This is a genomic window from Ramlibacter pallidus, assembly GCF_015070875.1.
GTDB lineage: Bacteria > Pseudomonadota > Gammaproteobacteria > Burkholderiales > Burkholderiaceae_C > Ramlibacter > Ramlibacter pallidus.
Genome location: NZ_JADDIV010000001.1, coordinates 676,738 through 699,038 on the forward strand (window position 1 = coordinate 676,738; position 22,301 = coordinate 699,038).

Consider the following 22,301-nt stretch of genomic DNA (forward strand, 5'->3'; position numbering starts at 1 on the left):
TCTCCTTGCGTCTCCGGCCGGAGTCTAGGCAGCGGCCACCAGTCCGCAAAGTGATGAATTTCAACCGTTATGATCGATGCCATCGATCGCAATACGGGGGAACCCGGGCATGGAACTGCGGCACCTGCGCTACTTCGACGCGGTGGCGGAAACGCTGAACTTCACACGCGCCGCCGAGCGGCTGCACGTGACGCAATCCACCCTGTCGCACCAGGTGCGGCAGCTGGAGGAGGAACTGGGCACCGCCCTGTTCGACCGTTCCGGCAAGCAGGTGCGCCTGACCGAAGCCGGCGAGGTGCTGCGCAGCCACATGACGCCGGCCATGCAGCAGATCGACCTGGGCCTGCAGGCGTTGCGCAGCCCGGGCGAGGCGATCACCGGCAGCATCCGGCTGGGCACCACGCCGAGCTTCAACACGCAGATGGTGCCGACCTGCGTGGCGACGCTGCTCAAGTCCTACCCCGGCCTGCAGGTGACGGTGGAGGAACTGGCGGCGGGGCAGATCCTCAAGCGCCTGCGCTCGGGACACCTGGACATGGCGGTGTCCTATCCGCCCGGCGAAGGCAGCGACCTCTGGTTCGAGCCGCTCTACAACGAGGAGCTGCGCCTGGTCGTCGCGCGCGAGCATCCGCTGGCGCGCCGGCGCAAGGTGCGGATGGTGGAGCTGCACAACCTGCGCATGGTGCTGCTGCCCGCGCAGTTCCTCACGCGCAAGCTGCTGGACGACTGCTTCGCCGCTTCGGGCGCGCGGCCGGTGGTCGTCGCGCAGCTCAATTCCGTGTCGCCGATGATCGAGCTGATCCGGCAGACCGACCTGGCCGGGATCATCCCGGAGAGCGCCGTCGGCCAGCGCGAAGGCCTGCGCGTGATCCCGCTGGAGGATCCGACGCCGATCCGCACGCCGGGCATGCTGTGGCCGAAAGGCGCGTCGCGTTCGCCGGTGCTGAAGCACTTCGCCGAGATCATCCGGCGCGCGGCCGGCGAGGCGGCGTAGCGCCGCACCGAAAGCGTGCGCCGGGCCCGGCATGGAACCTGCTGAGGCCTGCGCATGCAAAAACGCCACTTCACCCTGGGCTTCGCCCTCGCCGCCCTGTTCGCCGCCGCCGGCGCGCAGGCCCAGTCCGCCCTGGACGACGTCCTGAAGTCCAAAACGATCCGCATCGCGGTGCCCACCGACTTCCCCCCTTATGGCTTCGTCGGCACGGACCTGAAGCCGCAAGGCCTGGACATCGAGATGGCGCAGTACATCGCGGCCAAGCTGGGCGTGAAGGCCGAACTGGTGCCGGTGACCACCGGCAACCGCATCCCCTACCTGCAGACGCGCAAGGCCGACCTGGTGATCTCCACGCTGGGCAAGAACCCGGACCGCGAGAAGGTCATCGACTTCACCGTCGCCTACTCGCCGTTCTTCATCGCGGTGTTCGCCGCGAAGACGCTGCCGGTGAAGGCGCCGGCCGACCTGGCCGGCAAGTCGATCTCGGTCACGCGCGGCTCGGTCGACGACATGGAGCTGACCAAGGTCGCGCCCGCCGCCGCCGAACTGCGCCGCTTCGAGGACAACAACGCCACCGTCTCGGCCTACGTCGCTGGCCAGGTGCAACTGCTCGCCACGAGCGCGCAGGTCGCCGCCGCCATGTCGCAGAAGAACCCGCAGCTGGGCACCGAGCTGAAGTTCGTGCTGAAGAACTCGCCCAACTACATCGGCGTCGGCAAGGGCGAAGACAAGCTGCGCACGCGCGTCAACGAGATCCTGATGGAAGCGCGCCGCAGCGGCGAGATCGACCGGATGTCGGTGAAGTGGCTGGGCAGCCCCGCCGGGGAGCTGCCGAACTGAGATGCGTGTCACCCTCGACTTCGCGGCGGTCCTGTCGCAGTGGCCGCTGCTGGTCAAGGGCGCGGTCTGGACCCTGGCCCTCACCGCCATCAGCGCGGTGCTCGGCGTCGCCATCGGCGTGGCCTGCGCCTGGGCCCGCACGCACGGCGCGCCGTGGCTGCGCGCCATCGTGGCCGCGTACGTGGAACTGGTGCGCAACACGCCCTTCATCGTGCAGCTGTTCTTCGTCTTCTTCGGGCTGCCGGCCCTGGGCCTGAAGCTGTCGCCCGAAGCGGCGTCGGTGATCGCGATGGTGGTGAACCTCGGGGCCTATGCCACCGAGATCGTCCGCGCCGGCGTGGCCGCGACGCCGCGCGGGCAGCTGGAAGCGGCGGCGAGCCTGGCGTTGGCGCCGCGGCAGATCTTCCTGCGCGTGGTGCTGCCGCCGGCGCTGCGCAAGGTGTGGCCCGCCCTCGTCAGCCAGGTCGTGATCGTGATGCTCGGCTCCGCGGTCTGCGGCCAGATCTCCACCGAGGAACTGAGCTACGCCGCCAACCTGATCCAGAGCCGCAACTTCCGGTCCTTCGAAGCCTTCATCGTCGCCACCGCGCTGTACCTGGCGCTGGCCGTGCTCACGCGCCAGCTGCTGCAGTGGCTCGGCCCGCGTTTCCTGTTCGGGCGCTGAGATGGTCGACTTCTCGCTCTGGGACGTGGTGCGCAACCTGCTGCTGGCGGCGCGCTGGACCGTCGCGCTGTCGCTGATCGCCTTCGTCGGCGGCGGCGTGGTCGGCCTGCTGCTGCTGGTCGCGCGCCTGTCGCCCTCGCGCCCCGCGCGGCTGGCCGTCGCCGGCTACGTGCAACTGTTCCAGGGCACGCCGCTGCTGATGCAGCTGTTCCTGGCCTACTTCGGTTTCGCGCTGTTCGGCTTCGACACCTCCGCCTGGACCGCCGCCGCGGTGGCGCTCACGCTTTACACCAGCGCCTTCCTGGCCGAGATCTGGCGCGGCTGCGTCGAATCGGTGCCGCGCGGACAGTGGGAGGCGGCGCGCAGCCTCGCGATGAACTTCGGCGAGCAGCTGCGCCACGTGGTCCTGCCGCAGGCGCTGCGCATCGCGGTGCCCCCTACCGTCGGCTTCCTGGTGCAGGTGGTCAAGGGCACGGCGCTCGCCAGCGTGATCGGCTTCGTGGAGTTGACCAAGGCCGGCACCATGATCACCAACGCCACCTTCAAGCCCTTCCTCGTCTACGGCTGCGTCGCGCTGCTGTACTTCGCCCTGTGCTTCCCGGTCAGCCTGTATGCCCGCCGCCTCGAGAGACAACTCCATGCCGCCCATCGTTGACATCCGCGCGCTGCGCAAGTCCTTCGGCGCCAACGAGGTCCTGAAGGGCATCGACCTGGCGGTGCAGCCGGGCGAGGTGCTCGCCATCATCGGCAGGAGCGGCTCGGGCAAGAGCACGCTCCTGCGCTGCGTCAACGGGCTGGAGACCTTCCAGGAGGGCGCGCTGTCGGTGGCGGGCCAGCCGCTGCGGCATGGCGACGCCGGCGCGATGCGCGCGCTGCGGCAGCAGGTCGGCATGATCTTCCAGGGCTTCAACCTGTTCCCGCACCTGAGCGTGGGGCGCAACGTGATGCTGGCGCCCACGCTGGTGAAGAAGAAGGCCAAGGCGGCCGCCGCGGAGCAGGCGCGCGCGCTGCTGGAGCGCGTCGGCCTCGCCGAGAAGTTCGACGCCATGCCCGACCAGCTCTCCGGCGGGCAGCAGCAGCGCGTGGCGATCGCCCGCGCGCTGGCCATGGAGCCGGCGGTGCTCCTGTGCGACGAGATCACCAGCGCGCTCGATCCCGAGTTGGTGGGCGAAGTGCTGCAGGTCGTCGAGTCCCTCGCCGCCGACGGCATGACGCTGCTGATGGTGACGCACGAGATGGGTTTCGCGCGCAAGGTCAGCGACCGCATCGTCTTCATGCACCAGGGCCGGGTGCACGAAACCGGCGCGCCGCAGGATCTGTTCGGCAGCCCGGCGACGCCGGAGCTCAGGACCTTCCTGGCGTCGCTGCACTGAGCGCGGGGCGCTTCGCGCGCTCCAGCACCGCGCGCGTGTCGCGCATCGGCGGCGCGCCGAACATGCGCGCATAGTCGCGCGTGAACTGCGGCACGCTCTGGTAGCCCACCTCGAAGGCCGCCGTGCTGGCGGCCAGCCCCTGGTCCCGCATCAGCCGCCGCGCCTCGACCAGCCGCAGCTGCTTCTGGAACTGCAGCGGCGTGAGCGAGGTGAGCGCCTTGAAGTGGCGGTGGAAGGCAGTCAGGCTCATGCGCGCCGCCGCCGCCAGCTGCTCCACCGGCAGGTCGGTCCGGTACTCCGAGCGCAGCAGCCGCAAGGCCTCGCCGAGGCGGCGGGCGTGACCGCCGGGTGCGGCCATGCCGCGCAGCACTTCGCCATGACGGCCCGCCAGCAGCCAGTAGTGCAGCTCGCGCGAGATGCCGGGATGCAGCAGGTGCGCGGCTTCGGGGCGGTCCAGCAGCTGCACGAGGCGTGCCGCGCAATCGAGCACCGCGGCATCCGCGAGCTCCACGTGCACCTGGCTGCCGCCGCGCGGCGCGGGGGGGGCCGGCAACTCCGCGCACAGCTCGGCGAGCAGCCCCTGGTCGAACTCCACCGCCACCGCGCAGTAGGGCTCGGCGGCGCTGGCGCGGACGATGCGGCCGGTGACGGGCACGTCGGCGGTGACGACCACCGATTCGCCGGCTTGGACCTGCCGCACTTCGCCGCCCACGGTCAGCTGCTTGGCGCCTTGCAGGATCAGGCAAACGAGCGGCCGGTACACCGAATGCAGCGGTCCGGACGGCGCATGCACGCACATCATCCGCAGGCCCGGGAGCGGCGTCGCCGCCAGCCCGTCGCTTGTCGCATGCGACGCGGTGTAGGCCAGCACGGCGGAACGGAGGGTCTGCATGGCGGGCAGCTTAGCAAGGCACCGGGCCTTGCGCACCGGCCGCGGCAGGATCAGGCAAGTTTCCGGCGCTCGCGGGCAAGCCACGGCCGCGGCCCCTCCCTATCGTCCATGGACCCATCCACAGACAGGAGAGTCCCATGAACGAACGCATCCCCATGTCCCGCCGCGCCGTCCTGGCCGCCACCGCCGCCGCGGCCGGCGCCGCAGCCCTCCCCACCGCCGCGCAACCGGCACCCACGACCCGCCATCGCGTCGCGATCGTCACCGGCTCGTCGCGCGGCATCGGCGCCGCCACCGCGAAGCGGCTGGCGCGCGACGGCCATGCCGTCACCGTCAACTGCGTGGCCAACCGCGAACTCGCCGCGGGCGTGGTGCGCGACATCGAGCGGGCCGGCGGCCGCGCGATCTGGGTCCAGGCGGACGTGAGCGACCCGCGCGCGGTGCAGCGCCTGTTCGACGAGAACGAGCGCGCCTTCGGCGGAGTCGACGTCGTGGTGAGCAACGCCGGCGTGATGCGCCTGGCGCCCTTCCGGGACATGAGCGACGAGGACTTCGCGCGCATGATGGACGTCAACCAGAAGGGCAGCTTCCAGGTGCTGCGCGAGGCGGCGCGGCGCGTGCGCGACGGCGGCCGCATCGTCACGCTGTCGTCCAGCATCACGCAGCTGCGCACCGGCACCTACGGGCCGTACGCGGCGACGAAGGCCGCGCAGGAGATCTACGCCGCCATCCTCGCCAAGGAGCTGGAAGGTCGGATGGTCTCCGTCAACGCGCTCGCGCCGGGCGTGGTGAACACGACGCTGTTCACCGACGGCAAGACGCCGCAGCAGATCGCCGGCTTCGCGCAGCGCACGCCGCACAAGCGGCTGGGCGAGCCGGGCGACATCGCGGACGTGATCGCCGGCCTGTGCAGCCGCGACGGCGCCTGGATCAACGGCCAGACGGTCTTCGCCAACGGCGGCATCGTCTGACGCGTCGGCCTCGCCGTCAGGCCGGCGCGGACTGCGCCTGCAGCGTCGCGGCGAGCTGGCGCGCGGCCTTGGCGCTGGCGTTCCGGCCGGCGATGGCCAGCGCGGGCTTGCGCGCCAGCATGCCTTCGAACACCGCCCGCACCTCGTCGGCCCGCAGGCTCTCGATCAGCGACAGCGTCTCCTGCGGCGGTGCCACGGCGCCGTCGACGAACAACTCCTCCACCGCCCGCTCCAGCGTCGCGTAGCTGCGCTCCAGGCCGCGCACGCGCGACACCATCAGCTGGTTCTTCGCGCGCTCCAGGTGGACGGGCGCGATGGCCTGCGCGTGCTCGCGCAGCAGCGTGCCGGTCGCGGCCAGCACCTGCTCCAGCTTGTCGGGCGCCGTGGTGGCGTGCAGCAGGAAGTCGTTCCAGGCCGCGCCGTGCTCCATCGACGACCCGACGCTGTAAGCCAGGCCCAGCCGCTCGCGCACGGTGTCGGTCAGCGGCGCGGACATGCCGCCGCCGAACAGCATGGCGGCCGCCGACGCGGCGATGCGCCAGCGCGGGTCGCGCAGTTCGCCGGGCTGCGCCGGCCCCAGCGGCCAGGCGACGTTCAGGAACACCTGCGAGACCTGGCCGAAGCGCCGGCCGAGCGCACCCGACACCGGCCGCGGAGGCAGCGGCGCGTCCTCGCCGTCCGCGGCGGGCTGCGTGCGCATGCCCGCGAACAAGGCCTCCGCACGGGCGAAGAACGCCTCGGGGTCGATGTCGCCCGCGGCCGCCACGATCGTCTTGCCGGCCACATAATGGCTGCGCACGTGCGCCACCAGGTCGTCGCGGGTGAAGCGCGCGATGTTCTCCACCGTGCCGATCACCGGCATGCCCAGGGGGGCGTCGCCCCACAGCGCGCGGTCCAGCAGCGTGCTGGCGCTCTCTTCCGGGTCCTCGTCGTACTCGATGGCCTCCTGGCGGATCACCTCCAGCTCGCGCGCGAGCTCGTCCTCGGGGAACACGCTGTTCAGGACGATGTCCGCCACCATCTCCAGGAAGGCGTCCGCATGCCGGCCCAGGCCGCTCATGAAGTAGCCGGTGGTGTCCTTGCTGGTGAACGCGTTGACGTCGGCACCCAGCCGCTCCGCATCCAGGTTGATGGCCTGGACGTCCCGCGTGGCCGTGCCCTTGAAGGCCATGTGCTCCAGCACGTGGCTGATGCCGTTGCTTTCCGGGCTCTCGTCGCGCGAACCCACGCGCAGGAACACGCCCACGCTGGCACTGCGCAGGTGCGGCAGGCGCACGGCCAGCAGGCGGACGCCATTGGGCAGGGTTCGGACGAGAGGGGCGGGCGGGGTCGGCGGGTGCATGGTGGGCGCTCAGGATACCGCGCGGCCGCGCCGGACCGGGGCACCCGTAACACCTGTGCCGCTCCCGTTCAAGACCGCGACCCGCGCCACTGTCCCAATCCGGGGATGACTTCCTCCGACATCGCCTCCACCTCCGCCGGCCTGGCCTTCGGGCACAGCCGGGTGGCACGCTGGGCCGCCGCCGGCCTCCGCGCTGCCCACGGCCTGGCCCCCGACCTCGCCGCGCGCCTGGCCGTCCACCTCTTCTTCACGCCCTTCCCGACCAAGCTCTCCACCCGGCGCCGGGTGCCGCCGGCGTGGCGGGCCGAACGGCTCTCCACGGGACAGGAAGGCTTCGTACTGCTGCGCCACCGGCCCACCGAACAGGCGGACCTGCGGCGGCCGCGCGTGCTGCTCGTGCACGGCTGGGCCGGCGACGCGCTGCAGATGCGGCCGCTGGGCGAGGCCGTGGCCGCCGCCGGCTTCGAGCCCGTGCTGATGGACCTGCCGGCGCACGGGCGCAGCACCGGCTGGCGCTGCACCATGCCGCAGATCGTGCGCGGGCTGTTCGAGGCGCAGGCCCGCTGCGGCCCCTTCGACGCCATCGTCGCGCACTCCATGGGCGCGGTGGCGGGCCTGCATGCGATGGCGCACGGCCTGGCCGCCGGCCGCATGGTGGCGCTGGCGGCGTCGTCGCCGCCGGCCGCGGTGCTGCAATGGTTCGGCGATGCCTTCGGACTCGCGCCGGGCCTGCTGGCCCGCATGCGGCAGCGCATCGAAGAGCGCGAGCGGATGGCGCTGGAGCAGTTCGGGCCCGACTTGCTGGGCGCGCGCGTGCAGGTCCCGGTGCTGCTGGTGCACGACCGCGGCGACCGCATGGCGCCGGTGACGAACTCCACTGCGCTGGCGAACGCCCTGCCCGCGGCCACCCTGCGCATCACCGAGGGCCTGTCGCACCGGCGCATCCTGGCCGATGCGCAGGTGGTCGAATGGACGCTGTCCCACCTGGCCGGCCGCGAGGGAAGCGATGGCCGCGCCGATTGAAACCTACCGCGGCTTCGTCTACCCTTGGTGCATCGACCACATGGGGCACCTCAACGTGCAGTCGTACGTCGCGCGTTTCGACGAGGCCTCCTGGCACTTCCTGGCGGCGCTGGGCCTCACGCCCGCCTTCCTCGCGGCGCAGGACCGCGGCCTGGTGGCGCTGGACCAGCGCATCCAGTACCGGCGCGAGGTGCACGCGGGGTCGCTCCTGGCGGTCTCCACCGGGCTGCGGGAAGCCGGCGCCAAGACCCTGCGCTACCAGCATCGCATGCGCAACTGCGAAGCCGAAGGCGAGGTCGCCACGATGGACCTGCTGGTCGGCTACCTCGACAAGTCGTCGCGACGCCTCGTGCCGCTGCCCGAGGCCGTGCTGGCGACGGCGCGCGACTGGCTCGCCGACCCGCCCGGGCCCGCGCCATGACAGCCGCAACGCCGCCGCTGGTGGCCGCGCTCGGCTGGCTGCCGACGGCCGGTCCGCGCGGGCAACCGCAACTGGCCCTGCCCACCGACCTGTACATGGTGACGCTGCATTGCGGCGAAGACGCGCGGGGCGGCGCGGCACCCGGCATGGAGCTGGCCGTGACCCTGCTGCGCACCCGGCCGGAGCGCTTCCGCTCCCGCAGCGCCGGCACGCTGGCTTTCGCGCTGCTCACGCCGGCGGGCCTGCTGGCTTTCCTGCGCGCGCCGCTGGAGGGACTGGCCGACCGGCGCCTGCCCCTGGCGGCGTTCTGCAGCGCGGACGAGTTGCGGCGGCTGCGCGACGCGCTGCTGGCCTCTCCGGACCCTGCCTTGCGCATGCAGCTGTTCGCCGGCTGGATCGAGCGACGTGTCGCGCAGCGCCATCGCTACGGTGTCGCGCAGCAACGGCTGGCCGAAGCCGCCGCGCTGATCCAGGACCTGCAGGGACCGCTCGACCTGGCGGGGGTGCGGCGCGAGCTGCGGGTCTCGCCGCGGCAACTCGAACGCGACTTCCGCGCCTGGCTCGGGGTGTCGCCCGCCACCTATGCGCGCACCGTCCGCTTCCAGCGCGCCGCGTGGCTGCTCGCCGGCGGCGGCGCGCTCGCCGACACCGCCGCGGCGCTGGCCTTCGCCGACCAGCCGCACCTCACGCGCACCATCCGCCAATTGAGCTCGCTCACCCCTCGTGCGTTCGCGCGCGCCGCGGCCTCGTGCCGCACGCCCGGATCGCGCCTCCTCGCGGGGCGCGTCATCGTCGTGGACGCCGACTGAACGCGTTGCGTGCCGGCGGCACGCGGACCGTGGCTCAGGCGCGCGTCCTACGCCATGACCGGCCTGCCGGAGGACCCCGGACGCCTTGCCGCCCCGAACAATGCGTTCACTTTGGCAACAGGGCGGCGCCGACGCGCAGTCCGCACACACGGGGGTCCACCATGGCCGACGAAGCAGACATCGCATTCGATTCCGAGCAGCGTCACCTGTCGCACGCCCTGGCCGCGCAGCGCCGCCGCGGCACCGTGCTCCAGCCGATCGGCAGCTGCCACCACTGCGGCAACGCGGACGCCATCGGCCAGCGCCTGTTCTGCGACAGCGACTGCGCCGCCGACTGGGAATACGAGGACGGATTGCGGCGCCGCCTCGGGTTGGCGCCGACGCGTCACTAGCCGCGCGTCCAGCCTCCGCCGCGCACCAGTTCCAGCACCGCGTCGGCGAAGACGCGCGGCGCCTCCTGCGGCATGTTGTGCCCCACGCCCGGCACGATGCGATGCGAGCGCGGCCCCTTGAAACGATGGGCATGCGCGGCCGCCGGTGCCGGCCCCCGCACGCCGTCGTCCTCGCCGTCGAACGTGATCGCCGGCACCGCGATCGCCGGCTGCAGCGCCAGCCGCGCCTCGATCGCCGCGTATGCCGGGTCGCCCGGCACCAGCCCGAAGCGATGCCGATAGGACTGGATCACCACCTCCACGAAATCCGGGTTGTCGAACGCCTCGGCCGAGCGCGCGAACGTCGCCTCGTCGAAGTTCCACGTCGGTGACCACAGGCGCCACAACAGGCGCGTGAAGGCGCGGCGGTCCTTCGCCAGCCCCGCGCGCCCCCGTTCGGAGTGGAAGTAGTACTGGTACCAGAGGCGGTGCTCGTTCTCCGGCGTGTCCGGCTCCATGCCGCGCGCGATGTCCTGGATGTTGTAGTTGTTGTACGAGACCAGGCCCGCGCAACGGTCCGGCCACAGGGCCGCCACCACGCAGGCGGCGCGCCCGCCCCAGTCATAGCCGGCCAGCACGGCCCGTTCGACCTGCAGCGCGTCCATCAGCGCCAGCAGGTCGGCGCCCAGCGCCGCCTGCTCACCGGAGCGCGGCGTGTCGGCGCGCAGGAAGCGGGTCGGGCCGAAGCCGCGCAGGAAGGGAACGATCACGCGGCAGCCCGCATCGGCCAGCAGCGGCGCGACGTCCGCGTACGCATGGATGTCGTAGGGGAAGCCGTGCAGCAGGAACACGGGCGGGCCGTGCTCCGGCCCGCAGCCGTGCCAGGCCACGTCGAGGATGCCCGCGGGAGTGTGGCGCAGGGGATGCAGCGTTCGCATGGCGGCAGCTTGCCACAGCGCGTCGCCTGTTGTGGGCCTGCATCAATGTCAAACGCGGTTACCGGAATGACCGCTCCGCCCCGACCAGCGGCGTTTCCGGGGCCTGCGCGGTGTTGCGCGATCCGCATTCTCCTTAGTTCTCCCACGGATGAGCATGGTTCACTCGCGGCACGGGAACACGGCAGCAAGCCGGCGAAGGAGGGAGCGATGGGAGCGATGCGACACACCGTGCGCACTGGAAGGAAGCTGGCCCTGGCGGCCGCGCTGGTCACCGCCTGCGGGGCGGCCAGCGCGCAGTCGGGCGAAGAGAAGGCCAGGAACGCCGCCATCGCGGACGGCCTGTCCACGCTCATGGGACTGGCCGCCGGTGGCGTCGAGGCGAACCCGATCGGGCCGGTGCTGGCCATCGGGATGAAGGCGGTGGCGTTGCGCTATGCGGAGACGCTGCCCGACACCGAACGCCCCGCGGTGTACGCGGCGGCCACGGCCATGTGGGGCGGCGCGGCGGCCAACAACGTGTGCGTGACCGCCGCCCTGCTCACCGGCGGCTCGTTCGCGCCGGCCTGCCTGGCGCTCGGCGCGGTGTGGGCCATGAAGACCTGGAAGGACACGGAGCACGAGCGCCTGTTCTGGGAAGGCTGCGCGATGCTGCGGCAATACGCCGGCGAGCCCGCGCTGCAGTGCATCTACACGCCGCCGGGGACCGTGATGGTCTACGAGATCCCGGCCGAGCCGCCGGCGCAGCCGGTCGCCCGGCTCGAGATCGACCCGGAAGACGACTGAACCCGTTCAGACCAGGCGCTGGACCGGCCTCCTGCGCCAGACGCCGAAGTAGTAGGCGCACTGCAGGAGGGCGCCGCAGCCGTAGGTGACGAGGTAGGTCACCCACAGCCAGCGGACGCCCAGGGTGCGGTCGACGAGCCAGCCGACCGGGAACTGCAGCAGCGCGATGCAGCCCAGCGAGATGAACATGGGCACGCGCACCGTGCCGGCGGCGCGCATCACGCCGCTGAAGACGCTGCCGACGCCGAGGATCAGGCTGCCCCACACGGCGATGCGCAGCAGCTGCGTGCCGAGTTCGACGACGGCCGGATCGCGGGTGAACAGGCGCACCGCGGACGGCGCGGCCACCGCCAGCACCACGGCGATCGAGCCCGTGAGCACCACGTTCAGCGCCAGCCCGACGCGCGCCACCTGGTGCACCTGCCCGGCGCGGCCGGCGCCGATGGCCTGGGCCGCGAACACCGAAGCCGCGATCGCGATGGAGAAGGCCGGGAACTGGACGTAGGCGACCACCTGCCCCACCGCACCCCAGGCCGCCACCGCCGATGCACCGTGGGCGTTGACCAGGGAGAGCAGGCCCAGGTCGGCCAGCGAGCCCGTGACGAAGAACAGTCCGGTCGGGATCCCCAGCCGCGCCACGTTGCGCAGCAGGTCCGGCCGCCAGCGCAGCAGCCCGCGCAGGCCGGCCGGCGCGAGCAGGTGCGCGCGGCGGGTGAGCCGCCAGCCGAGCCAACCCAGGGACAGGGCGGTGGCGGCCAGCGTCGCCCAGGCCGCGCTCGCCACGCCGAGCCCGGCGGAAATGAGCGCCGGCGTCAGCACGAAGGACGCCGCGCAGGTGACCACCAGCACGCCGAGCGGCGTGAGCGTGTCGCCCAGCCCGCGCAGCAGCGCTGCCGACAGCATGGAGACGAACAGCACGGGCAGCGCGAGGAACATGACGCGCCCATAGGTCACCGCCTCGGCGACGATCTCGCGCGGCGTGCCCATGCCCTCCAGGATCCAGGGCACCGCGACCACGCCCAGCGCGCCGACCGCCGCGCCCAGCGCGGCGCCGCCCAGCAGCACCGTCCCCGCGATCTCGCGCACGCGCTCCGGCTGCTTGCCGCCCCAGGCCTGGCCCACCAGCACCGACGCGCCGGTGCCCAGGCCGATCACGAAGGCGAAGAAGAACATGAGCAGCGGGAAGAAGGCGACCGCGGCGGCGAGCGCCCGCGGCCCGAGCATCTGCCCGAGGAACACGCTGTTGAAGGTGCCGGAAAGCGCCTGCAGCACGTTGGTGAGCACCAGCGGGCCGAGGAACAGGACGAAGGGGCGCCACAGCGGCGCCGGGCCGTCCGGCAGGACGACGGCTTGCGAGGTCATGGCGCGATGGTAGTCGCGCGGCTTTCAGTGGGCGAGGCCCATCGCCCGCGTGATCTTCTCGCCCGAGGCGCGCAGCTTGCGCAGGTCGGCGGAGAGATCGCCGGCCAGCAGCTGCCCCGAACGCTTCTTCCAGCGGCCTGCCACCATCACGCTGTCGATGTTGGCCAGCGACGCCTGGAACACGACGCTGCTCACCGGGTCGTGCACCGGCTGCATGTTCAGGTCGCTCGCCCGCACCAGCACCAGGTCGGCCTGCTTGCCGGGCGCCAGCGATCCGATGCGGTCCTGCATCTGCAGCATGCGGGCGCCTTCCACGGTCACCCACGAAAGCGCCTCGCGCGCCGTGATCGTGGACGTGGGCGGAATGGTGCCGTGCTGCTCGCGGTGCGCCACGTTGTCCAGGCTGCGCTGGATGCCCAGCGCGATGCGCGCCTGCGTGAGCATGTCGCCGGAGAGCACGCTTTCCAGGTCGACGCCGAGCGAGGGCGCGCGGCCGAACTGGCGGAGGCGGCCCGTCAGCGGATGGCCGTGGCCCTGCGACATCTCGCTTTCGGCCGCCGCCGAAAAGCTCATGCCCAGCGCGCAGAAGCGCTCCAGCTGCGCGTCGGTGAGCGCATGGCCGTGCACGATGTTGATGTTCGGGCCGAGCAGGCCGGCCGCCTCCAGCTTCGCCCAGCCATCGGGCGTGCGGGCCGGGCCGCCGCCCTGGTGCAGCGACGCGATCAGGCCCAGCTCGCGCGCCATGCGGAAGTCGTGCAGGGCGACGTCGAGCGTGGCGTAGTGCGGCCCGAGGACGGCCGCCTGGATCGACAGGAGCGGCTGGCCCTGGTGCGCCCGCAGCAGGCGCTCCACTTCCCGGCGCGGATGCGGCACCTCCCAGAACGGCACCTGCCCCGGCTTCGGGTCGGGCTTGGGCGTGCCGTGGAAGAAGGCCGCGCGGATGCCGGTGGAGAGCAGGCCCTCGATCGCCGCGTCGTTGTGTTCCGGCGTGGGGTTGTTGTGGCACCAGTCCGCCAGCGTGGTGGTGCCGCAGTTCAGCTGGTTGAGCGCGCCCATGCGCGTGGCGATGAAGAGATCGTCGGCGGCGAACGCCGTGGCCAGGCCCGCGTGCATCTTCTGGAAGTACTCGAGCAAGGTCCAGTTCGCCGCCACGCCGCGCAGCGCGGTCTGCCAGGTGTGCATGTGGGCGTTGACCAGGCCGGGGAGCGCGATGCAGCCGGTCGCATCCACGACCTCCGCGTCGTCGGCGGAGAGCGCCGGCGCGATCGCGGCGATGCGATCCCCCTCCACCAGCAGGTCGCCTTGCGGCAGTTCGCCTTGCGGCTCCATGGTGACGATGGCGGCGTTCCGGATCAGCGTGCGGGCCATGTTCAGTCCTCCACCGTGTAGTCGACCTGGTGCCGCGCGATGCGCAGGTCGCCCAGTTCCTGCTTCACCCGCAGGTGCTCCGGATGCGTGCCGTAGGCGTCCAGCGCCGCCTGCGACGCGAACTCGCTGAACAGCACGACGTCGCACGCGTAGTCGGCGCGGCTGGTGTCCACGCCGATCTCCAGCCGCAGCAGCCCGGGGATGCGGCCGCGCAGGGATTCGAAGCTGTGGCGCAGGCGCGCGATGCTGGCGTCCTTCTCCGCACGCGTGGCGCCGCGCACGTCCCACATCACCAGGTGGCGGATCAAGGCGCGTCCTTCGCCGGGTTCAGCACGAAGTCGTACTCCACCAGGTAGTGGCCTTCCGGCTGCTTCTTCCACGCGGCCACCAGCGACTGGCGCACGCCGAACACGGCATCGGAATCGAGCCAGGGGTCGCCGTCGCGGAACACGTGCGTGGTCAGCGTCTCGTAGCCCGGGGCCCGGATCATGAAGTGCAGGTGCGCCGGCCGCCAGGGATGGCGCTTCGTGGCGCGCAGCATCTCGCCCACCGGGCCGTCGTCAGGGATCGGGTAGGCCTCGGCCAGGATGGAGCGGAAGTGGTACGCCCCGCGGCTGTCGGCGTGCAGCACGCCGCGCGCCTGGTGCGCCGCCAGCCCCTCGCGCTGCACGTCGTACTTGCCTTCGGCGTCGGCCTGCCACACGTGCAGCTCCGCGCCCGGCACCGGCTCGCCGTCGCGCCCGCGCACCGTCCCGCGCACCACGCACGGCACGCCCGCGGCGCCCTGCGCAACGTCCTCGCCGAGGTCGAAATGCGGCGCCCCTTCGACGTAGAACGGACCGAACACCGTGGCCTCGGTGCAGCCGGCCGGCTTGTCGTTGTTCATCGCGACGGTCAGCATCGACAGCCCCAGCGTGTCCGACAGCAGGATGAACTCCTGCCGCTGCGCGTCGGTGATGTGGCCGATGCGGGTGAGGAATTCGATGCCGCGGAACCATTCGCCTTCGGTCAGCTTCACCTCGCGCGCGAAGCTGTGGAGGTGCTGCACCAGGCTGGTCATGATCTCCTTCAGGCGCGCATCCGGCGTGTCGGCGAAGCGCGCCAGCACGGCCTGGGTGATGTTGTCCTGGGTCAGGTTGCGCATGCGGTCTCCTGGGGCCACTCTAGGGGGCGTCCATAATTTGCCGCAAGGGCGCGGCGACAAATGAGTTTTCCGCCGTGTGCAAGAAAAGCTGCAGGAGACTCGCAGGGTGGATCGCTGGACCGAAATGGCGTTGTTCGTGCAGGTGGCCGAAACCGGCAGCCTGAGCCGCGCCGCGGAGGAGCTGGGCGTGTCGAACGCGGCGGCCAGCCGCCACCTGTCGGCGCTGGAGGAGCGGCTGGGGGCGCGCCTGGTCGAACGCAACACGCGCCGCCTCTACCTGACAGAGACCGGCCAGGAGTTCCTGCGCCGCAGCAAGGCACTGCTGGCGGAGCTGCACGACGCCGAATCGGCGGTGAACGCCTCCACGCAGAACCCCACCGGCACGCTGCGGGTGAGCGCGTCGCTGTCCTTCGCCATGCACCACATCGCGCCGCTGCTGCCGGAGTACACGCGGCGCTACCCCCAGGTGACGGTGCATGTGGAGACGGCCAACCGCTACCTCGACCTGATCGACAACAACATCGACGTGGCGATCCGCACGCGCGAGGCGGAGCCGGACTCCAACATCACCGTGCGACGGCTGGCCGAGACGCGGCGCATCCTCGCGGCCTCGCCCGGCTACCTGGGCCGCGCCGGCACGCCGAAATCGCTGGAAGACCTGGCGCAGCACGCGCTGCTGGTCTACACCTACGCCAACAACCCGCACGAGCTGCGCTTCACGCGCGACGGGCAGGCGACGACCGTCGCGATCAAGGGCGTGCTGGAATCGAACGACGGCCAGGTGCTGCGCGCCGCCGCGCTGGAAGGCCTGGGCATCCTGGTGCAGCCCACCTACATCCTCTACGACGACATCGTGGCCGGCCGGCTGGTGCCGGTGCTCGACGCCTGGGACCTGCCGCGCCTGACCGTCAACCTGGCCTATCCCAGCCGCAAGCACCTGACGGCCAAGGTGCGCACCTTCATCGACTTCCTCGCCGAACACTTCGACCGCATGGAATACGAGCGCAAATGGACGGCGCGCTTCAGCTTCTGACCCGCCATGAACCCTCTTGATTGCGACGTGCTGGTGGCCGGCGGCGGCCCGTGCGGCCTGGTGCTGGCCAACGAGCTGGGCCGGCGCGGCATCCGCACGCTGCTCGTCGATCCCAAGCCCTCCACCGCCTTCAACCCGCAGGCCAATGCGACGCAGGCCCGCACCATGGAGCACTTCCGCAGGCTGGGCTTCGCCGATGAAGTGAGGGCGCTCGGGTTGCCGCCCGACCACCCGACCGACATCGCCTACTTCACCCGCTACACCGGCCACGAGCTCGCACGGCTGTCGCTGCCCACCGCCGCGGAAGCCGTGCGCCAGGTGCGCGCCATGGGCGGCTCGTGGAGTGCCGCGGAACTGCCGCACCGCGTCTCGCAGAAGTTCGTCGAGGCCGTGCTGCGCCGGCATGCCGAGGCGCATCCAGGCAACGACGTGCGCTACGGCTGGAAGCTGGTCGATTTCCACGACGCCGGCACGCACGTGGACGCCACCGTGCAGCCCGTCGACGGCGGCGCGCCGCAAGCCGTGCAGGCGCGGTACCTGGTCGGCGCCGACGGCCCGCGCAGCCTCGTGCGCGGCAAGCTGGGCATCGTCTGGGGCGGTGCCAGCGGCGTGCGGCGCGACTTCATGGGCGGCCAGATGTTCGCGGTGTACCTGCGCGCGCCGGGCTTCTACGAAGTGCTCCCGCACGCGCGCGCCTGGATGTACGTGTCGGTGAATGCGCAGCGGCGCGCCTTCATGGCTTCGGTCGACGGCCGCAGCGAGTTCGCCTTCCACGCCGCCGTGCACGAAGGCGAGGACGCGGAGGCGTGGACGGAGGCCGACGCGCGCCGCGTGTTCGCCGAAGCCCTCGGCCGCGAACTGCCGGTCGAGGTGCTGTCCTGCGGCACCTGGACCGCCGGCCATTCGCTGGTCGCGCAGTCCATGCAGCGCGGCCGCGTGTTCATCGGCGGCGACGCGGCGCACCTCTTCACGCCGACCGGCGGGCTGGGCTACAACACCGCGGTGGAAGATGCGGTGAACCTCGGATGGAAACTGGCCGCCGCCGTGCGCGGCACCGCCGGGCCCGGCCTGCTGCCATCCTACGAGCGCGAGCGCCGGCCGCTCGCGCTGCGCAACACCGCGTATGCGCGGCACTTCGCCGATTCGGTCGGACTGTTCCAGGCCCGCGCGGAACTGGAGGAAGACAGCGCCGCGGGAGCGGCCGCGCGCGCCGACGCGGCACGCCACCTGGAGGCGCACGTGCGGATGGAGTTCAACATCCCGGGCGTCACCTTCGGCGGCCGCTACGACGGCTCGCCGCTGATCGTGCCGGACGGCAGCACGCCGCCGCCGGACACGGCCAACGCCTACGTGCCGACGGCCTGTCCCGGCGGCCGTCCGCCGCACGCGTGGCTGGAGGACGGTCGTTCGCTGTTCGACACCTTCCACGCCGAGTGGACGCTGCTGGCGCTGGGGCCGCAGCCGCCGGCGACCGCATCCTTCGAGGCGGCGGCCGGCGAGCTGGGGCTCGACCTGCGCGTGGTGCGCCACGCCGACCCCGCGCTGCGCGCACTCTACGAGGCGCCGCTCGCGCTGGTGCGGCCGGACCAGATCGTTGCCTGGCGCGGCGCCGAGGCATCCCTGGCCGCCGCCGTGCTGCGCCAGGCGAGCGGGCACGCATGACGCCGCGAAACGCAGCGCACGTGGCGATCGTCGGCGGCGGCCCGGCGGGCCTGATGGCCGCCGAAGTGCTGTCCGAAGCCGGCGTCGCGGTCGACCTCTACGACAGCATGCCTTCGGTGGGACGCAAGTTCCTGCTGGCCGGGCGCGGCGGGCTGAACCTGACGCACTCCGAGGAAGGCGAGGACTTCCTGCGGCGCTATGGCGACCGCAGCGAGGCACTGCGCACCGCCATCGCCGGCTTCGACAGCGTGGCCGTGCGGCAGTGGGCGGAAGGCCTGGGCATCCCGACTTTCGTCGGCACCTCGGGCCGCGTCTTCCCGCAGGACATGAAGGCCGCGCCGCTGCTGCGCGCCTGGCTGCACCGCCTGCGCGCACGCGGAGTGCGCATCCATGTGCGGCACCGCTTCACCGGCTGGACGCCGGAGGGCGCGTTGCGCTTCCAGGCGCCCACGGGTGAAACGAACGTCACCGCGGACGCCACCGTGCTCGCCCTGGGCGGCGGCAGCTGGCCGCGCCTCGGCTCCGACGGCGCCTGGCTGCCATGGCTTGCCGGGAAGGGCGTCGCGGTGGCGCCGCTGCAGCCTTCGAACTGCGGCTTCGACGTGGCGCCCACCGCACCCGGCCGCACCGGCTGGAGCGAACACCTGCGGCAGCGCTTCGCCGGCCAGCCCGTGAAGCCGGTCGCGGCCCGCTTCACCGACGCCGCCGGGCGCGAGCACCGGCAGCAGGGCGAGTTCGTGCTGACCGACACCGGCATCGAAGGCAGCCTGGTGTACGCGTTCAGCGCGCATTTGCGCGACCGCATCGCCGGCCAGGGGTCCGCGACCTGGCAGGTCGACCTGCTGCCGCAGCACACCCCGGCGCAGGTGCTGGCCGAGGTGGCGCGGCCACGCGGGCCGCGCAGCCTGTCGACCCACCTGAAAAGCCGGCTGGGCCTGCAGGGGCTGAAGATGGCCTTGTTGCACGAGGTGCTCACCCCGCAGCAACTGGAAGACCCCGTTCAGCTGGCCGCCGCGATCCAGGCCCTGCCGATCGTCCTGGCGCGCCCGCGTCCGATGGCGGAGGCCATCAGCACCGCCGGCGGGGTCCGTTTCGACGCCCTGGACCGGGGCCAGATGCTGACCGCCCTGCCCGGCACCTTCTGCGCCGGCGAGATGCTGGACTGGGAGGCGCCCACCGGCGGTTACCTGCTGACCGCCTGCATGGCGACCGGCCGCACGGCTGCCGCGGGGGTCTTGTCCTGGCTGGCCGGGCGGGAACCGGGCCACAGTGGATAATCACGGGTTCTCCCACCCACCGAGTACCACCAGCCATGGGCAACAAGATCGTCACCGAAGCGGACCGCAAGGCCACCCCGCGCGCCAAAGCCCCCAAGGGCGTCACCCTGACCGCCGGCCACGGCCAGAAGGTCAGCCTGGAGCGCGGCTCGCACACCCGCAGCAAGAAGAACCCGGGCAAGCGCCCGCACAAGGGCGGCTGATCCGCCGGAGACCCGCCGACCGCCGCCTCCGGGCGGCGTTTCGCTTTCAGGACCTGTCCGCACCGTGCTGAGACTCACCGAACTGCGCCTGCCGCTGGACCACGCGGAGGACGCCCTGCGTCCCGCCGTGCTGCGCAAGCTCGGCATCGCGGACGCGGACCTGCTGTCCTTCACCGTCTTCCGCCGCGCCTACGACGCGCGCAAGAAGACCGCCATCCTGCTGATCTACACGGTGGATTGCGAGGTGCGCGACGAGGCCGCGGTGCTGGCCGCGAAGCAGGGCGACCCGCACGTGCGGCCGGCGCCCGACATGACGTACCGGTTCGCGGGCCACGCGCCGGCCGATTTCTTTGCCGGCGAGCGCCCGCGCCCGGTGGTCGTCGGGTTCGGTCCCTGCGGCATCTTCGCCGCGCTGGTGCTGGCGCAGATGGGCCTGCGCCCCATCGTGCTGGAGCGCGGCAAGGAAGTGCGGCAGCGCACGCAGGACACCTGGGGCCTGTGGCGGCGCGGCGTGCTGGACCCGACCTCGAACGTGCAGTTCGGCGAAGGCGGTGCCGGCACCTTCAGCGACGGCAAGCTGTGGAGCCAGATCAGCGACCCGCGCCACCTCACGCGCAAGGTGCTCACCGAATTCGTGAAGGCGGGCGCGCCGGAGGAGATCCTCTTCGTCAGCAAGCCCCACATCGGCACCTTCCGCCTGGTGAGCATGGTGGAGAAGATCCGCGCCGACATCGTGGCGCTGGGCGGCGAGATCCGCTTCGGCCAGCAGGTGGCGGACGTGCTGATCGAGGGCACGGGGGAAGACAAGCAGATCCGCGGCGTGACGCTGGCCTCCGGCGAGCAGCTGCGCGCCGACCATGTGGTGGTGGCGCTGGGCCACAGCGCGCGCGACACCTTCCAGATGCTGCACGCGCGCGGCGTCTACATGGAGGCCAAGCCGTTCTCGGTCGGGTTCCGCATCGAACATCCGCAGGGCGTGATCGACCGCGCGCGCTTCGGCCCGAACGCGGGCAACCCAGTCCTCGGTGCGGCCGACTACAAGCTGGTGCACCACGCGAAGAACGGCCGCGGCGTCTACAGTTTCTGCATGTGCCCCGGCGGCACGGTGGTGGCGGCGACGTCGGAACCCGAGCGCGTGGTCACCAATGGCATGAGCCAGTACTCGCGCAACGAACGCAACGCGAACGCCGGCATCGTCGTCGGCATCGACCCGCAGGACTACCGGCAGGACGGCCGCGGGGACGGGCCGGTCAGCCCGCTCGACGGCATGCAGTTCCAGCGGTTCTGGGAATCGCGCGCGTACGAACTCGGCGAAGGCGGCTACGTGGCGCCCGGCCAGCTCGTGGGCGACTTCCTGAAGAAGCAGCGCAGCACCGCGCTGGGCGGCGTGCTGCCGTCGTACAAGCCGGGCGTGAAGATGACGGACTTCCAGCAGCGGGGCCGCGAGGTGCTGCCGCCCTACGTGCTGGAGGCCATCCGCGAGGCCCTGCCCGCGTTCGAGCGGCAGATCCAGGGCTTCGCCATGCCCGACGCGGTGCTCACCGGCGTGGAGACGCGCACCTCGTCGCCGCTGCGCATCACGCGCAACCGCCAGCACCAGAGCCTGAACGTGCGTGGCTTGTATCCCGCAGGCGAAGGCGCGGGCTACGCCGGCGGGATCATGTCGGCGGGCGTCGACGGGATCGAGGTGGCCGAATCGGTCGGCCGGGCGATGCTGGGTGCCTAGGCCGCAGCGGGCCGCACACCGTCGAACGCATCCTGCAGCAGCTGCCGGATCGCCGCCTTTTCCAGCGGCCGCGGGTTCGGATACTGGTTCTGCAGCGCGATCTCGCAGGCCCGGTCCAGGTCGCCTTCCTTCATGCCGATGTCGCGCAGGGCGACCGGTGCGCCGTTGTCCTTCGCCAGGTCGTACACGGCCTGCGCCGCGTCCTTGCCCTTGAGCGCGCGCTGGATGCGGTTCATGGCACGCGGCGCGGCTGCCGCGTTGTACGCCAACGCATGCGGCAGGACGACGGTGTGCGTCTCCGCGTGCGGCAGGTTGAAGCTGCCGCCCAGCGTGTGGCACAGCTTGTGGTGCAGCGCCATGCCGACGTTGCCCAGCACGATGCCGCACAGCCAGGCGCCATACAAGGCGTCGCCACGCGCTTCGACGTCCGCCGGGTTGGCGCGGATCCGCGGCAGCGCACGGCCGAGGGCGCCGATGCCCTCCTCCGCCATCAGGTCCATCACCGGGTTCGCCTCCACCGAGTACAGGCCCTCGGCCGCATGCGCGATGGCATTGAGACCGCTGGTGACGCTGAGGCCGACGGGCAGCGTCAGGGTGAGTTCCGGGTCGTAGATCACCGTGCGCGGCAACACCTTCGCATCGCGGCCGGTCTTCTTCATCCCGGCCTCGGTGATGCCGTAGATGGGCGTCATCTCGCTGCCGGCATAAGTGGTGGGGATGGCGAGGATCGGCAGGCCCGAGTCGAGCGCGATCGCCTTGCCCAGCCCCGTGGTGGAGCCGCCGCCGACGGCGACCGCGCAGTCCGCGCCGAGCGTGCGGGCGACCTCACGCGCTTCGCGAGCGGTCTCGATGGGCACGTGCATCACCGCACGGTCGAAGATGCCGGCGGCGCGGTCGCCGAGCAGGTCCGCGACGTGTTCGGCCGACGCGCGCTGCTCCGGCGTGGACAGGACGAGGGCGCGGCGCGCGCCCAGCGCCTGGATCTCGCGGCCCAGTTGCGACAGCGTGCCCGGGCCGAAGACGACGCGGCCCGGCTGTCCGCTATAGACGAAAGCTCTCACGGTGCCCCCTCCTGCATGCGCTCGCCCGTACTTTAGGCGCTGGC

At 71.9% G+C, this 22,301-nt stretch carries 24 protein-coding genes; 16 read left to right on the plus strand and 8 right to left on the minus strand.

Features of this window, described 5'->3' with window-relative positions; translation table 11 throughout:
- Window positions 1-109: 109 nt before the first annotated feature.
- Genes IM787_RS03455 through IM787_RS03475 form a run of 5 tightly spaced genes read left to right on the plus strand, consistent with a single transcriptional unit; the run spans window position 110 to window position 3,871 of the window.
- Window positions 110-994 (plus strand): LysR substrate-binding domain-containing protein, encoded by an 885-nt coding sequence (locus IM787_RS03455; RefSeq protein ID WP_193675228.1) that lies wholly within the window; start codon window positions 110-112, stop codon window positions 992-994.
- 54 nt (window positions 995-1,048) lie between these two features.
- Window positions 1,049-1,834 carry a transporter substrate-binding domain-containing protein gene (locus tag IM787_RS03460; protein ID WP_193675229.1) on the plus strand — a complete coding sequence of 262 codons (786 nt, stop codon included), beginning with the start codon at window positions 1,049-1,051 and terminating at the stop codon, window positions 1,832-1,834.
- Between the two features lies 1 nt (window position 1,835).
- Window positions 1,836-2,498, plus strand: coding sequence for an amino acid ABC transporter permease (locus IM787_RS03465; protein ID WP_193675230.1), 663 nt, complete (start codon window positions 1,836-1,838; stop codon window positions 2,496-2,498).
- A 1-nt stretch (window position 2,499) separates the two neighbouring features.
- Window positions 2,500-3,153: an amino acid ABC transporter permease gene (locus IM787_RS03470; protein ID WP_193675231.1), complete on the plus strand. Its 654-nt coding sequence runs from the start codon at window positions 2,500-2,502 to the stop codon at window positions 3,151-3,153.
- A complete protein-coding gene (locus IM787_RS03475; RefSeq protein ID WP_193675232.1) occupies window positions 3,137-3,871 on the plus strand; it encodes an amino acid ABC transporter ATP-binding protein in 735 nt (244 codons plus the stop codon). Before IM787_RS03470 ends, IM787_RS03475 begins: the two co-directional genes overlap by 17 nt.
- On the opposite strand, the gene IM787_RS03480 is transcribed toward IM787_RS03475, so the two are convergent.
- Window positions 3,843-4,763 carry an AraC family transcriptional regulator gene (locus IM787_RS03480; protein WP_193675233.1) on the minus strand — a complete coding sequence of 307 codons (921 nt, stop codon included), beginning with the start codon at window positions 4,761-4,763 and terminating at the stop codon, window positions 3,843-3,845. The genes IM787_RS03475 and IM787_RS03480 overlap by 29 nt on opposite strands.
- A 137-nt stretch (window positions 4,764-4,900) precedes the next feature.
- On the opposite strand from IM787_RS03480, the gene IM787_RS03485 reads away from it, so the two are divergent.
- Window positions 4,901-5,734, plus strand: coding sequence for an SDR family oxidoreductase (locus IM787_RS03485; protein WP_227494048.1), 834 nt, complete (start codon window positions 4,901-4,903; stop codon window positions 5,732-5,734).
- Between the two features lie 16 nt (window positions 5,735-5,750).
- Here IM787_RS03485 and IM787_RS03490 read toward each other — a convergent pair whose 3' ends face one another.
- On the minus strand, window positions 5,751-7,076 hold the full coding sequence (locus IM787_RS03490; RefSeq protein ID WP_193675234.1) for a M16 family metallopeptidase: 1,326 nt from the start codon (window positions 7,074-7,076) through the stop codon (window positions 5,751-5,753).
- Between the two features lie 105 nt (window positions 7,077-7,181).
- Here IM787_RS03490 and IM787_RS03495 point away from each other — a divergent pair, with 105 nt between their 5' ends.
- The 4 genes from IM787_RS03495 to IM787_RS03510 all read left to right on the plus strand — a co-directional run bounded on the left by IM787_RS03495 (window position 7,182) and on the right by IM787_RS03510 (window position 9,721).
- Complete coding sequence (locus tag IM787_RS03495) at window positions 7,182-8,099, plus strand: alpha/beta hydrolase (protein WP_193675235.1); 918 nt, start codon at window positions 7,182-7,184, stop codon at window positions 8,097-8,099.
- The gene (locus IM787_RS03500; protein WP_193675236.1) at window positions 8,083-8,520 is read left to right on the plus strand and encodes an acyl-CoA thioesterase; all 438 of its coding nucleotides are present in this window, start codon (window positions 8,083-8,085) and stop codon (window positions 8,518-8,520) included. Before IM787_RS03495 ends, IM787_RS03500 begins: the two co-directional genes overlap by 17 nt.
- A complete protein-coding gene (locus IM787_RS03505) occupies window positions 8,517-9,329 on the plus strand; it encodes a helix-turn-helix domain-containing protein (RefSeq protein WP_193675237.1) in 813 nt (270 codons plus the stop codon). The genes IM787_RS03500 and IM787_RS03505 overlap by 4 nt, the downstream gene beginning before the upstream one ends.
- Before the next feature lie 161 nt (window positions 9,330-9,490).
- The gene (locus IM787_RS03510) at window positions 9,491-9,721 is read left to right on the plus strand and encodes a hypothetical protein (RefSeq protein WP_193675238.1); all 231 of its coding nucleotides are present in this window, start codon (window positions 9,491-9,493) and stop codon (window positions 9,719-9,721) included.
- Here IM787_RS03510 and IM787_RS03515 read toward each other — a convergent pair.
- Window positions 9,718-10,638: an alpha/beta fold hydrolase gene (locus IM787_RS03515; protein ID WP_193675239.1), complete on the minus strand. Its 921-nt coding sequence runs from the start codon at window positions 10,636-10,638 to the stop codon at window positions 9,718-9,720. The genes IM787_RS03510 and IM787_RS03515 overlap by 4 nt on opposite strands.
- A gap of 207 nt (window positions 10,639-10,845) precedes the next feature.
- On the opposite strand from IM787_RS03515, the gene IM787_RS03520 reads away from it, so the two are divergent.
- Window positions 10,846-11,421, plus strand: coding sequence for a hypothetical protein (locus tag IM787_RS03520; RefSeq protein WP_193675240.1), 576 nt, complete (start codon window positions 10,846-10,848; stop codon window positions 11,419-11,421).
- 6 nt (window positions 11,422-11,427) lie between these two features.
- Here IM787_RS03520 and IM787_RS03525 read toward each other — a convergent pair whose 3' ends face one another.
- Genes IM787_RS03525 through IM787_RS03540 form a run of 4 tightly spaced genes read right to left on the minus strand, consistent with a single transcriptional unit; the run spans window position 11,428 to window position 15,295 of the window.
- A complete protein-coding gene (locus tag IM787_RS03525; protein ID WP_193675241.1) occupies window positions 11,428-12,783 on the minus strand; it encodes an MATE family efflux transporter in 1,356 nt (451 codons plus the stop codon).
- A gap of 24 nt (window positions 12,784-12,807) precedes the next feature.
- Entirely contained in the window at window positions 12,808-14,151 is a 1,344-nt protein-coding gene (locus IM787_RS03530) for an amidohydrolase family protein (protein ID WP_193675242.1), read from the minus strand.
- A 2-nt stretch (window positions 14,152-14,153) separates the two neighbouring features.
- Entirely contained in the window at window positions 14,154-14,459 is a 306-nt protein-coding gene (locus IM787_RS03535; protein WP_227494049.1) for a Dabb family protein, read from the minus strand.
- Window positions 14,456-15,295, minus strand: a complete 840-nt coding sequence (locus tag IM787_RS03540; RefSeq protein ID WP_193675243.1) for an intradiol ring-cleavage dioxygenase — start codon at window positions 15,293-15,295, stop codon at window positions 14,456-14,458. Before IM787_RS03540 ends, IM787_RS03535 begins: the two co-directional genes overlap by 4 nt.
- A gap of 106 nt (window positions 15,296-15,401) precedes the next feature.
- On the opposite strand from IM787_RS03540, the gene IM787_RS03545 reads away from it, so the two are divergent.
- The 5 genes from IM787_RS03545 (at window position 15,402) to IM787_RS03565 (ending at window position 21,196) form a co-directional block, all read left to right on the plus strand.
- Window positions 15,402-16,328 (plus strand): LysR family transcriptional regulator, encoded by a 927-nt coding sequence (locus tag IM787_RS03545; protein WP_193675244.1) that lies wholly within the window; start codon window positions 15,402-15,404, stop codon window positions 16,326-16,328.
- A gap of 6 nt (window positions 16,329-16,334) precedes the next feature.
- A complete protein-coding gene (locus IM787_RS03550) occupies window positions 16,335-17,990 on the plus strand; it encodes an FAD-dependent oxidoreductase (protein ID WP_193675245.1) in 1,656 nt (551 codons plus the stop codon).
- Window positions 17,987-19,267, plus strand: coding sequence for a TIGR03862 family flavoprotein (locus tag IM787_RS03555; protein ID WP_193675246.1), 1,281 nt, complete (start codon window positions 17,987-17,989; stop codon window positions 19,265-19,267). Before IM787_RS03550 ends, IM787_RS03555 begins: the two co-directional genes overlap by 4 nt.
- A gap of 35 nt (window positions 19,268-19,302) precedes the next feature.
- On the plus strand, window positions 19,303-19,470 hold the full coding sequence (locus IM787_RS03560; protein WP_193675247.1) for a hypothetical protein: 168 nt from the start codon (window positions 19,303-19,305) through the stop codon (window positions 19,468-19,470).
- A gap of 64 nt (window positions 19,471-19,534) precedes the next feature.
- Window positions 19,535-21,196, plus strand: coding sequence for an NAD(P)/FAD-dependent oxidoreductase (locus IM787_RS03565; RefSeq protein ID WP_193675248.1), 1,662 nt, complete (start codon window positions 19,535-19,537; stop codon window positions 21,194-21,196).
- On the opposite strand, the gene IM787_RS03570 is transcribed toward IM787_RS03565, so the two are convergent.
- Complete coding sequence (locus IM787_RS03570; RefSeq protein ID WP_193675249.1) at window positions 21,193-22,257, minus strand: maleylacetate reductase; 1,065 nt, start codon at window positions 22,255-22,257, stop codon at window positions 21,193-21,195. The two genes, IM787_RS03565 and IM787_RS03570, sit on opposite strands and share 4 nt — an antisense overlap.
- Window positions 22,258-22,301 lie beyond the last annotated feature (44 nt).